11 protein-coding genes are annotated in these 11,170 nt (G+C 73.8%); 2 read left to right on the forward strand and 9 right to left on the reverse strand.

The window, feature by feature from the left end; translation table 11 throughout:
* The 4 genes from ACWCSD_RS36970 to ACWCSD_RS36985 all read right to left on the reverse strand — a co-directional run.
* A partial coding sequence (locus ACWCSD_RS36970; protein ID WP_449921950.1) for a serine hydrolase domain-containing protein occupies positions 1–873 on the reverse strand: 873 nt, incomplete at its 3' end.
* 59 nt (positions 874–932) lie between these two features.
* The gene (locus ACWCSD_RS36975; RefSeq protein ID WP_387674189.1) at positions 933–1,787 is read right to left on the reverse strand and encodes a M55 family metallopeptidase; all 855 of its coding nucleotides are present in this window, start codon (positions 1,785–1,787) and stop codon (positions 933–935) included.
* A gap of 2 nt (positions 1,788–1,789) precedes the next feature.
* On the reverse strand, positions 1,790–3,223 hold the full coding sequence (locus tag ACWCSD_RS36980; RefSeq protein WP_397158558.1) for an MFS transporter: 1,434 nt from the start codon (positions 3,221–3,223) through the stop codon (positions 1,790–1,792).
* A 63-nt stretch (positions 3,224–3,286) separates the two neighbouring features.
* Positions 3,287–3,898 (reverse strand): TetR/AcrR family transcriptional regulator, encoded by a 612-nt coding sequence (locus ACWCSD_RS36985; RefSeq protein ID WP_397158560.1) that lies wholly within the window; start codon positions 3,896–3,898, stop codon positions 3,287–3,289.
* 68 nt (positions 3,899–3,966) lie between these two features.
* Between ACWCSD_RS36985 and ACWCSD_RS36990 the strand changes: the two genes are divergently transcribed.
* Positions 3,967–5,298 (forward strand): M14 family zinc carboxypeptidase, encoded by a 1,332-nt coding sequence (locus ACWCSD_RS36990; RefSeq protein WP_449921954.1) that lies wholly within the window; start codon positions 3,967–3,969, stop codon positions 5,296–5,298.
* Here ACWCSD_RS36990 and ACWCSD_RS36995 read toward each other — a convergent pair.
* The 4 genes from ACWCSD_RS36995 to ACWCSD_RS37010 are packed head-to-tail and all read right to left on the reverse strand — an operon-like array spanning position 5,264 to position 9,424.
* Entirely contained in the window at positions 5,264–5,950 is a 687-nt protein-coding gene (locus ACWCSD_RS36995) for an alpha/beta hydrolase family protein (RefSeq protein ID WP_449921956.1), read from the reverse strand. The two genes, ACWCSD_RS36990 and ACWCSD_RS36995, sit on opposite strands and share 35 nt — an antisense overlap.
* Positions 5,951–5,952: 2 nt before the next feature.
* A complete protein-coding gene (locus tag ACWCSD_RS37000; RefSeq protein ID WP_449921958.1) occupies positions 5,953–7,287 on the reverse strand; it encodes an FAD-dependent oxidoreductase in 1,335 nt (444 codons plus the stop codon).
* Positions 7,284–8,549 carry a kynureninase gene (kynU, locus tag ACWCSD_RS37005; protein ID WP_449921959.1) on the reverse strand — a complete coding sequence of 422 codons (1,266 nt, stop codon included), beginning with the start codon at positions 8,547–8,549 and terminating at the stop codon, positions 7,284–7,286. Before kynU ends, ACWCSD_RS37000 begins: the two co-directional genes overlap by 4 nt.
* Positions 8,550–8,563: 14 nt before the next feature.
* Complete coding sequence (locus tag ACWCSD_RS37010; protein ID WP_449921961.1) at positions 8,564–9,424, reverse strand: tryptophan 2,3-dioxygenase; 861 nt, start codon at positions 9,422–9,424, stop codon at positions 8,564–8,566.
* A gap of 166 nt (positions 9,425–9,590) precedes the next feature.
* On the opposite strand from ACWCSD_RS37010, the gene ACWCSD_RS37015 reads away from it, so the two are divergent.
* Positions 9,591–10,040 carry an Lrp/AsnC family transcriptional regulator gene (locus tag ACWCSD_RS37015; RefSeq protein WP_358299288.1) on the forward strand — a complete coding sequence of 150 codons (450 nt, stop codon included), beginning with the start codon at positions 9,591–9,593 and terminating at the stop codon, positions 10,038–10,040.
* On the opposite strand, the gene ACWCSD_RS37020 is transcribed toward ACWCSD_RS37015, so the two are convergent.
* A partial coding sequence (locus ACWCSD_RS37020) for a carboxylesterase family protein (RefSeq protein ID WP_449921963.1) occupies positions 10,018–11,170 on the reverse strand: 1,153 nt, incomplete at its 5' end. The genes ACWCSD_RS37015 and ACWCSD_RS37020 overlap by 23 nt on opposite strands.

Consider the following 11,170-nt stretch of genomic DNA (forward strand, 5'->3'; position numbering starts at 1 on the left):
GTAGCCGTGCATGCCGCCGGCGTGGCCGTAGGCGTCCAGCTCGCCGACGGTCAGGTGGCAGATGCCGCGGGCGTACCGCAGGACGGCGCCGTCGGCGAGCGTGGTGCGCTCCAGCAGCGCGCTGCGCACGTCGGCGCCCAGCACCCGGCCGTCGGCCAGGAAGCCGAACCAGGGGGCGAGGTCGGCGACGCCGGTCACCAGGCCGCCGTCGCCGACCGCGCTCTCCTGCGTGTCGGCCCGCGCGCCGGCGCCGTCGTAGCCGTAGGCCATCCGCGGCAGCGGGACGGAGGCGTCGTCGCGGAAGACGGTGTCGTCCATGCCGAGCGGCTCGAAGAGCCGTTCGCGGGCGAAGTCGGCCAGCGACCGGCCGGTGAGCCGCCGGATCACGACGGCGGCCAGGACGTAGCCGGTGTTGGAGTAGGAGAAACGGGTGCCGGGCTCGAACGTGGTCCGGCGCATGCCCGCCACGATCTTCATCAGCCGTTCCTCGTCCATCAAGGTGAACGGGACGCCGGTGACGGCCTGCAGGCCGTACCACTCCGGCAGGCCGCCGGTGTGCCGCAGGCACTGGTCGAGCGTGACGGGCACGCCGAGCCGCAGCTCGGGGACGTGCTCGCGGACGTCGTCCGACAGGCTCAGCCTGCCGTCGCGGGCCAGCAGCAGCAGGCACGCGGCGGTGAACTGCTTGCTGATGGAGGCGATGTCGAAGCGGGTACGGGAGTCGATCGGGACGCCGAACTCGACGGTGGCCACGCCCCTCGCCGCGGTGTGCAGCACCTTGCCGTCGGCGTAGACCCCGACGGCCAGACCCGGCCCGCCGGAGCGGAGGCCGGGAAGGGCGTCGAGCGCGCGTTCTACCTGCTCAAAATCCATCGTTCAAGTATCTGGATGTCCGGGTTCGAAACGCTTGTCCGGAGCGGCAAACCTGGGGGCTACCTGGTTGGTCTGCCGTACAGGGCCATCCTGGCGATCATGGCGTCCGCCGCCAGGTGGTAGCAGGTCGTCACGCATCCGAGCACCTCCCTCGGGGTGGTGAAGGTGGCCGCGAGCGTCTTGTCGGCGATCCGGCGCACACCCGGCACCAGTTCGCCCAGCTCGGCGGCGGGCGTGGTGGGCATGTCGATCTCCAGCTCCAGCACGCCGGGCAGCTCGACCGGCCGCAGCTCCCCGGCCGAGCGCACGGTCTCCGCCGCCGCCTCCTTGATCAGCCGCCGCGCCTCGGACGGCGAGAGGCTGTCGGCCGCGGTGTGCCCGTGAGCGATCTTGACGGCGACCGTGCGCACCCCGGGGAACGCCTTGCCGGCGACGTCGCAGATGACGTCGTCGCCGGTGAGCAGCCCCACCGGCACGCCGACGGCGGCCGCCTGGAGGGCGTTGACCTCGGCCTCGGAGACGATGGCGCCGTTGAGCCGCACCTCGTAGAAGTGCGAGGAGTAGGTGTGGGCGAGCACGCCCGGCGAGCCGGCGGCGGCGTGGTAGCCGAGGAACATGGCCACGTCGTGCTCGGCCGAGACGCCCTCGGCCATGCAGTCGAGCTTGGGCGTGCCGAAGATCAGCCGGGCGCGCGGGTCGAGCTCCTCGTGCAGCAGGTTGTCCATGGTGCCGTGGCTGTCGTTGACCAGGACGCTGGCGGCCCCGGCCGCGAAGGCGCCCTCGATGGCGGCGTTGGCCTCGGCGGTCATCAGGCGCTGGGCCCGCGGGTAGCCGTGGCCGGCGCGGGAGACCTGGTCCATGGTGGCGATGCCCGCCACGCCTTCCATGTCGATGGAGATGTAGACGTTCGTCATCGTCACAGGCTTTCACCGGGGCGGACGGACGGCTTCGTCGCCAGGGCAGAAACCGCCTGCCCTGCTTGCGTCTTCCGCACAGTCGCGGGGATCACGAAGGCGGCGGCGACGGCCAGCAGGCCCAGCGCCGCCGACAGCAGGTACGTGTCCACGAAGCTCTGCTCGGTGGGCACCCCCGCGACGGCGCCGGAGGCCAGCACCATGGCGCCGAACTGGGCCCCGAACGTGCCGCCGATGCTCTTGGCGACGAAGACCACGCCGCTGACCCCGGCCGCGCGCTCGCCCGGCACGTCGGCGGCCACGGCGTTGAGCCCGGCGGTGAGGCCGATGGAGGCGCCCAGCCCGATGACCGTCACCGCGGCCATGACCTGCCAGGGCGCGGAGTGCCACAGGGCCAGCCCGCCGGTCCCGGCGCAGACGAGCACGCTGCCCAGCACCAGCACCGCCCGCCGCCCGAGCAGCCTGGTCATCGGCCCGACCAGCGGCGCGATCACGGTGCCCGCGACGCCCATGGGGAACATGTAGATGCCGATCCACAGGGTGTCGGCGCCCTGGCCGTACCCGGTGCCGGCGGGCGCGGCCAGCATCATCGGCAGGGCGACGACGAGGCCGAAGGAGGCGAAGCCGAGCAGCACCCCCATGGCGGTCACCCCGGCCGGGGTGCGTCCGGCCAGCAGCCGCAGGTCCACGAGCGGGTCGGCGACGCGCAGCTCGACGACCACCCACGGGCCCAGCGTCAGCACGGCGGCGGCGAACAGGGCGAGCGTGGCCGGGGACGTCCAACCCCAGCTGGAGACGGCGGTCAGGCCCAGCATGACCAGGGCCACGCCGCCGCCGAGCAGCAGCCCGCCCGCCCAGTCGACGCGACCGCCGGCCGCGCGCGGGGTGGACGGCACGGTGAACCAGGCCAGCAGGGCGGCCGCCGCCACGCCGGCCACGGCCAGCAGGAACAGCGACCGGTAGCCGAGGGCCGAGGTGATGGGCCCGGCCAGGATGAGGCCGAGTGCGCTGGCCAGCGCGGCGACGCCGACGACCAGGCCGTTGCCGGTGGCGGCGCGCTCGGGGGTGAGGGTGTCGCGGAACAACCCGACGGTCAGGGGCAGCACGCCCAGCCAGATGCCCTCGATCGCCATGCCGGCGATCAGCAGGGTGATGTTCGGCGCCAGCGCGGAGAGCAGGACCCCGGCGCCGCTGAGCGCCATCAGCGCGAGCAGCACGCGCCGCTTGTCGTACATGTCGGCCAGGCGGCCGACGATGGGGGTGCTGATCGCCGAGCTGATCAGCGAGCCGGTGAAGATCCACGCGAGCGCGCCGGGCGAGGCCCCCAGGTCCTGCTGGACGAGCGGGAGCGCGGGCGAGAGCGTCATCTCCATGGTCTGGAGGACGCCGATGTACAACACCGGCGCGCCGATGACGCCGAAGCCGGATCTGGACATGGTTCTGCCTTTCGGGGTGGGGTGACGTGCGGCCGTGTGGTCCCCCCGAACCCCGGCCGTGATCTAGGCCGGTCCGAGCACCGTCGGCGTGATCAGCGCCAGGGCGGTCTCGACGAAGAACTGCTCGTCGGCCTCGTGGGCGCCGAGCACGACGTTCTGGCCGAGCCCGGACAGCAGGGCCCTCAGGGCGCGGGCCAGGCGCAGCGCCTGTTCCGCGGTGACGGCGGCCCCGCCGTGCTCGCGGCCGGTGAACAGCGCGGCGAGCTCGACCTCGGTCGACCTGATCGAGGTGTTGAGCCTGCGGCGCAGGTCGGGGTCGTTGAGCACGAGGTCGAGCACGCGCGTCTCGAACAACATCCGGCCGGCCGCCTGCGGGTCGGCCGACATGCGCAGGAAGCGGCGGGCGATCTCGGCCACGACCTCCGCCAGCCGCGGGCCGAACCTGCCGGTCTCGGGCGTGCGCAGGTCGAGCGGGCCGACGTAGTCGTCGACCATGGCGGCCATCAGCCCGTTCTTGCCGCCGAACAACGAGTAGACCGCCCCCGTGGTCAGACCGGCCAGCTCGGTGATGTCCTCCAGCTTGGCCTTCGAGCCGTCCCTGCCGACGATCTCGCGGGCGGCCTCGATCAGCGCGCGCTTGTTGGCGGCCTTGCTTTCCGCTCTGGTCAGCCGCATGACATCTCCTGCATGCCGTAAAGATAATCTGATTTACTAGAATAATCCAGATTATCAGGAGGCCCGAAATGGACGTCGCCCCCCACATGAGCCGCGTGCCCGGCTTCACCGCGTTCCCGACGGTGGACCAGATGCACGCCGAGCTCGACGACCTCGCCGCCGCCCATCCCGACCTGGTGCGCCTGCGCCGCATCGGCACCTCCCGCCTCGGCGAGCCGCTGCGCGTGGCCACCATCGGCGCGGGTCCCCATGACGCCGTGATCATCGGCGGCCCCCACCCCAACGAGCCCATCGGCGCGCTCACTGTCAGCACGCTGCTGCGGCAGCTCGTCGAGGACGCCGCGCTGCGGGAGGACTTCGGCTTCCGCTGGCACCTCGTCCCCTGCGTCGACCCCGACGGCGCCCGGCTCAACGAGGGCTGGTACGCCCGCCCGAGCGACCGCCGCGCCTACGCCGAGCACTTCTACCGCCCGGCCGAGGCCGACCAGGTCGAATGGACCTTCCCGCTGACCGGCGAGGACTACTTCTTCGACCGCACGCTGCCGGAGACCGAGGCGCTGATGCGGCTGATGGACGAGGTCCGGCCCGCCCTCGTCTACTCCCTGCACAACGGCGAGCTCCAGGGCGCCTTCTACTACCTCAGCCGCGACGACCCCGCGCTCGCCGCCCGCCTGACCGCCATCGCCACGGCCGAGGGCCTGCCGCTGCACATGGGCCCGCCGGAGCTGCCGGGCGCCGTCCAGATCGCGCCGGCGGCCTACCTGACGCCGCGCGGCGCCGACATCGCCGCGACGTACGGCATCGGCGGCGGCAGCATCGACTACGCCGAGCGCTTCGGCGCCCTGCACCTGATCGCCGAGCTGCCCTACTGGGCCGACCCCCGCGTCGCCGACCAGACCCCGACCGGCCAGAAGTACCACGAGACGATCCGCGACTTCCTGGCCGGGCAGCGCGAGCTGATCGGGGAGCTGGCCGCCTCGCTCGCCCGCGCCAAGGGCGACCTGACCGTGTCCTCCCCCTTCCGCCGGGCGCTGGAGGACTTCGTCGGGGCCCACGACGAGTTCATCAGCGAGTGGGAGGACCTGCCCGGCACCGACCGCCCGGCCACGGTGGCCGAGGTGGTCGGCGGCCGGCAGCTCGTGCACTCCATGAGGCTGCGGTACTGCGGCACCTACCTGCGCATGCTGGACGCCGAGCTGGCCGCGGGCAACGCGACGCCCGCCGTCCGGGCCGAGCGCGCCCGGCTCGGCGCGCGCTTCGACGAGTGGTTCGAGCAGGCCGAGGCCGACGCGCAGGGCACGCCGATCCCGCTGCGCTCGCTGGTCGCGGTGCAGCTCGGCGCGGCGCTGCTCGCGGCGGACGCCGTCAGGCGGACAGGAGGGCGGTCAGCTCACGCCTGACCAGCGGCCAGGTACGGCTCTCCGGGTCGATGAGCACGAAGTGGCCCGCCCCCGGGACGCGCACCAGCGACGTCCCCGGGTGGGCCGCCAGGTACGACTCCGAGACCTGGACGGGGACCCGCTCGTCCGCCGTGCCGTGCACGATCACCAGCGGGCCCGTCCGGTCCGGCAGGCGTACCGGGTCCAGGCCGGGATGGTCGTCCGGCGGCCCGCCGAGGAAGTCGGCCACCGCGCCGTCGTCGAGGTCCAGCCGCGCGGCCAGCCGCAGGTCGGCGACCGGTGCCAGGGCGAGGACGGCGGTCCCGTCCGGCGCGGCGCACATGGCGAGATGACCGCCGGCCGAGTGGCCGACGACCACCGAGGGACGCAGCAGGCCGACCGCGGCCCGCAGGTCGGCGACCGCCGCCGCCGGATCTCCCGGCCTGCGGCGGTACTCGACGGCGGCCACGCCGCACCCCGCCCGGTGCAGCGCGTTGGCCATGGGCCGCAGGTGCGTCCGGTCGTACTCCGGGCGCCAGAACCCGCCGTGCACCAGCGCCACCACGGGTCCGTCGCCCGGCCACAGGTCGATCACCTGGTCGGCGTCGTCCCCGTACCGCAGGGTCCGGAGCGGGCCGGGCGCCGGGCGGGTCAGGACGGCACGGTTCTCCACCCTCACCTCCCGCCGGACCGGCGGGAGCCGAGCCGGGCGAGCCCGGCCGCGCCCGCCGCCAGCAGCGCGGCCCCGGCCCCGGCGGCCCCGGCCAGCAGCAGGTGCTGCCGCCGGACCCGCCGCCGGACCTGCGCGTACGGCACCGTGGAGAACGACACCAGCTCGTACCGCGACACGTAGCGGCCGGGCAGCGCGCGTTCGAGGCGGTGCTCGACGCTCTTGGTCAGCCGGTGCACCGGGGAGGCGACCTTGTCGCGCATCTCGACGAAGTTGGCCAGCGCCATCTCGGCGATCGCGTCGGTGTCGTCCCTGCGCCGCGACTCGAACAGCGGCAGCGCGCGGGACCAGTCGCCGCCGGTCTCCGTCAGGCACCGGTCGAGCACGGTCACGTCCTCGAAGCCGCAGTTGGCGCCCTGGCCGTAGAAGGGCACGATGGCGTGCGCGGCGTCGCCGATCAGGCCGACCCGGCCGTCCGTCTGCCAGGGCGCGCAGCGGACGGTGCCGAGCCGGCCGACCGGGTTCTCCATGTACTCCCCTACCAGACCGGGCGCGAGGGGGGGCACGTCCGGGTAGTGGGTGCGGAAGTGGCGTTCGATCGCGGCCGGGCCGCTCAGCGAGGCGAAGCTCGACGTGCCCTCGGTCGGCCAGAACATCGTGCAGGTGAAGGAGCGGTCGGGGTTGGGCAGCGCGATCATCATCGAGGTGCCGCGCGGCCAGATGTGCAGGGCGCCGGGGTCGAAGGCGAACTCGCCGGCCACGGGCGGGATCGTCAGCTCCTTGTAGCCGTGGCCGAGGAAGTCCAGGCTCTCCCGGATGCCCCGGTGGGCCACCAGCTCGGCCCGCACGGCCGAGCCGGCCCCGTCGGCGCCGAGCACCACGCCGGCCGCCGCGCGCACCGGGCCGGCCTCGGTGTCGAACTCCATCGCGCCGGTCGCCGGGTCCAGGCCGGTCAGCCGGTGCCCGAAGAAGATCTTCACGCCGGGCGCGGACTCCGCGGCGTCCAGCAGCGTGTTGTTGAGCGCGCCGCGGCTGATGGAGTTGATCGAGCGCACCCCGTCGTGGCTGTACGGCTGGAAGTTCAGCGGCCCGTCCACCGGGTGGATCATCCGGCCGCGCATGGGCAGCGCGCCGGCCATGACCTGCTCCTCCAGGCCGATCCGGCGCAGCGCGTCCAGCCCGCGTTCGGAGATGGCCAGGTTGATCGACCGGCCGCGCTCGGCGAGCCCGGCGCGCGGGTCGGGCCGCCGTTCGTAGACGGTCACGTCGAGGCCGCGCCGGGCCAGATAGCAGGCGAGCAGGCAGCCGGTCAGGCCCGCGCCGACCACGGTGACGTTCATCGGTCCTCCTCGACGCACTCGGCCAGCGCGACGGCGGCGCGCCAGCAGTCGTGGTAGGTCGAGTACAGGGGCGTCGGCGCCAGGCGGACGACGTCCGGCTCGCGGGCGTCGGCGATCACCCCGTGCTCGTGACGCAGCCGCCGGGTCAGCTCGGCCGCGCCGCCGCGCTCGACGCGCAGGGAGAGCTGGCAGCCCCGGCGGGCGGGGTCGCGCGGCGTGACCACCGTGAGCGGCCTGGTGGGGGTGACCCGGTCGAGCAGGCTCTCCAGGTACGCGGTGAGCCGTACGCTGCGGGCCCGCAGGGCGGTCATCCCGATCCGGTCGAAGACGCCGAGCGAGGTGCGCACCGGGCCCATCGCGTAGATCGGCGGGTTGGAGACCTGCCAGGCGTCGGCGCTGGCCGGCGGCCGGGAGACCGGCGCCATCTCGAACCGGGTCGCCTGCTCGGTGCTCCACCAGCCCTCCAGCCGCTGCAGCGCCGGGTCGCCCAGGTGCCGCTGGTGGACGAACACGCCGCCGAGGGCGCCGGGCCCGGAGTTGAGGTACTTGTAGGAGCACCAGGCGGCGAAGTCCGGCCCCCACGCGTGCAGCTCCAGCGGCACGTTCCCGGCGGCGTGCGCCAGGTCCCAGCCGACGGCCGCGCCGCTCGCCCGGCCGGCCGCGGTGATCGCCGGGATGTCCATGAGCTCGCCGGTCAGGTAGTTGACGCCGCCCAGCAGGACCAGCGCGACCGTGTCGCCCTCGCGGTCCAGGTAGTCCAGCACCTCCCGGCCGTCGCGCAGCCGGACCACCGTCTCGTCCGGGTCGAGGCCGTGCAGGCGGGCCTGGCTGCGCACGGCGTAGCTGTCGGAGGGGAACGCGGTGTCCTCGATGAGGATCCGGGTCCGCGTGCCGCGCGGCCGGTAGAACGAGACCATCAGCAGGTGCAGGTTGACCGTCAGCGAGTTCATCGCCACGGTCTCCTCGGGCAGCGCGCCGACCAGCCGGGCGGCCGGGCCGGTGAGCCGCTCGTGGTAGGGCAGCCACGGGCGGGCACCCTCCAGATGTCCCTCCACGCCGAGCCGGGCCCAGGCCTCCAGGTCCTCGGCCAGCTCCGCCGCGGTCGCCCGGGGTTGGAGGCCCAGGGAGTTGCCGGCGAAGTAGGCGCACTCGGGGTGGCCGCCGCCGTCGGCGGGCGGGATGAGGAACAGCTCGCGGTGGCCCGGGTCGTCGCGGTCGCGGCGCAGGGCGTCCTGCTCGGCGGGCTTCCAGTCGTCGATCACGTGTCGTCCGTTCTTCACATGTGGGTCCGGGCGGACCACAGCTCGGGGAAGACCACCCGCGCCATGCTGCGTTCCAGCCAGGCCAGGCCGTTGGAGCCGCCGCTGCCGGGCTTGGCGCCCATCGACCGGCGGACCGCCGTCACGTGCTGGTAGCGCCAGTCGCCGAACTGCTCGGCCACGTCGGTCAGCGCCTCGCCGAGCAGCCGCGGCGCGTTGCCGGGGCCGGTGTCGCGGTACACCTCGACCCAGGCCCGCTCGACGGCCGGGTGCGGCTCGTGCTCGACGGCGAAGTCGCGCTCCAGCAGCTCGCGGGGGAGGTCGTGGCCGAGCCGGGCCAGCAGGGCGATGGCGTCGTCCCACAGGCTCGGCGACTCCAGGGTGGTGAGCAGGTCGCGGTGGGTGCGGTCCTGGCGTCTGAACGGGCGCAGCAGGGCCGGGTTCTTCAGCCCCAGCAGGAACTCCACGTGCCGGTACATCGCCGACTGCAGGCCGCTGGCCTCGCCGAGCTCGTCCCGGAAGCGGTTGAAGTCGGCGGGGGTCATCCAGCGCAGGCCTCGCCAGCTCGCGTTCAGGCCCTCCAGGTGCAGCACGGTACGGCGGAGCGGGTCCAGCGCGGCCCACACGTCGTCGGCCCGCAGCCGCTCCTGCGCGTTGCGCAGCTCGAAGGCGATGAGCTTGAAGTACAGCTCCATCACCTGAGTGATCATCAGGAACGACATCTCGCCCGCGTCGTCGCTCATCGGGTGCTGCAGGTCGTGCAGCACGTCGGTGCGGACGTAGGCGTCGTAGGGGGTGCGGGTCTGGAAGTCCAGGGTGGGAGCTCCGCCCGTCGCCCTGGACCTTGCGGCGCGTTCCTCCGCCGTGGTCGGCCGCACTGCTGCTAACTGTCGCGTCGCGTCCACGCGCTTGCCCTTCTCTTAGCCTTGCTGTCCCCATGATGGCGTCGGGATGGTGGAGAAGGAATGCCATATGGAAGGCTATATCGCCATATAGGCTTATGTTTCGGTATAAATCGTGATTTGGGGCTTACGAACGGAAGGGATGATCGTGGACGAGACCGACTGGGAGCTGCTGCGCGAACTCCAGGACAACGCCCGGCTCTCCCTCAAGGAGTTGTCCCGCAGGGTCCACCTGTCCGCGCCCTCGGTGGCCGACCGCGTACGGAAGCTGGAGGAGTCGGGCGTGATCACCGGCTACCACGCGACGGTGGACCCGGTGCGGGCCGGCTGGCCGGTCTCGGCCTTCATCCGCATGTCCTGCTACGGCACCCGCTGCGTGCTGCGCGACCCCGAGGTGGCCGGCTGGCCGGAGGTCCGCGAGATCCACCGGGTCACCGGCGACGTGTGCAGCATCCTGCGGATCGTGGCCGTCTCCATGGTCGCCTTCGAGGACCTGATCGACCGCCTGGCGGTCTACGGCCCGCCCTCCAGCACCATGATCCTGTCCACCCCGCTCCCCGGCCACCCCCTCACCACCCCCGACGGCCCGTGAGCCCGTCCGCCTCGCGGCCGGCCGTGGTGATCCACGGGCCTGTGCCGTCGTGGCAGAAGCGGGCGAAGGTGGTGCTCATCGCGTGGGCCAGGGCGTCCACCTGGGGGCCCGTGCCGGTCAGCGGGGTTCCGTGGGTGCCGAGGTAGAGGGGGACGTCCGCCAGATGGCAGGCGCCCAGGGCGACCCCGGCGTGGCTCATCGGCGAGCGGTGCCCGCAGACGTGGTGCCCGGCGGGGCCGTGATGGGCGTCGGCCAGCTCCTGGGCGGGCCCGGCGAAGAGCTCGCCGGTGTCCAGGCCGTCCTGGCCGATCGCGGTGAACAGGCGGGTCTCCTCGGCCGTCGTCGTCACCAGCAGCGGGACGCGCGCGGCGGCGCCCGTGCGGACGGCCTCCACCGGGTGGACGGCCAGCAGCTCGCCGTCCACGACGGGCGCGGCGGGCAGCAGCCCCGCGGCCGGGGCGCAGGCGCGTACGGCGGCCTCCTCGGCGGCCAGCAGCCCGGCGAGCGGCACGGCGTACGGGTCGCCGCCGAGCGCGGAACGCGCCACCGAGGTCCAGTCGGCGGCCTCGGCGGGCGTGCGGAACCCGTACGGGACGGGGCTCATCGCCGCCGCCCGCGCGAACAGGCCGGGCGCGCACGTCATCAGGGCCAGCACGCAGGTGCCGCCCGCCGAGTGCCCGGCCAGGGTGACGTTCGCCGGGTCGCCGCCGAAGGCCGCGATGTTGGCGCGCACCCACTCCAGGGCGGCGATCTGGTCGCGCAGCGCCAGGTTGGCCGGCACGCCGTCGCCGTGCCAGAAGCCCGGCAGGCCGAGCCGGTAGTTCACGGTCACCACGACCAGGCCGTGGTCCCGGGCGAGCGCGGTGCCGTCGTACATCGCCTGGGAGCCGGAGCCGAAGACGAACGCGCCGCCGTGCAGGAACACCAGCACCGGGCGGCGCCCCTCGGCGGAGGGCGTCCAGACGTCGAGGAACAGGCAGTCCTCGGCCGAGGTGGCCGGGTCGATCTCCAGGCCCGGCACCCAGGCCATGCGGCCGGGCCGCTGCGGGGCGGGCGGGCCGGGGGTGCGGGCGTCCGCGACGCCCCGCCAGGGGCGCGCGGGCTCCGGCGCGGCCAGGCGGCGGGCGGGC

It is taken from the genome of Nonomuraea sp. NPDC001684 (genome assembly GCF_053596515.1).

What these genes read in the sequence shown, in the direction of transcription:
- ACWCSD_RS36975 (WP_387674189.1), bottom strand. Translation starts at nt 1,787, where the DNA reads ATGACGAACGTCTACATCTCCATCGACATGGAAGGCGTGGCGGGCATC.
- ACWCSD_RS36980 (WP_397158558.1), bottom strand. Translation starts at nt 3,223, where the DNA reads ATGTCCAGATCCGGCTTCGGCGTCATCGGCGCGCCGGTGTTGTACATC.
- ACWCSD_RS36985 (WP_397158560.1), bottom strand. Translation starts at nt 3,898, where the DNA reads ATGCGGCTGACCAGAGCGGAAAGCAAGGCCGCCAACAAGCGCGCGCTG.
- ACWCSD_RS36990 (WP_449921954.1), top strand. Translation starts at nt 3,967, where the DNA reads ATGGACGTCGCCCCCCACATGAGCCGCGTGCCCGGCTTCACCGCGTTC.
- ACWCSD_RS37000 (WP_449921958.1), bottom strand. Translation starts at nt 7,287, where the DNA reads ATGAACGTCACCGTGGTCGGCGCGGGCCTGACCGGCTGCCTGCTCGCC.
- ACWCSD_RS37015 (WP_358299288.1), top strand. Translation starts at nt 9,591, where the DNA reads ATGATCGTGGACGAGACCGACTGGGAGCTGCTGCGCGAACTCCAGGAC.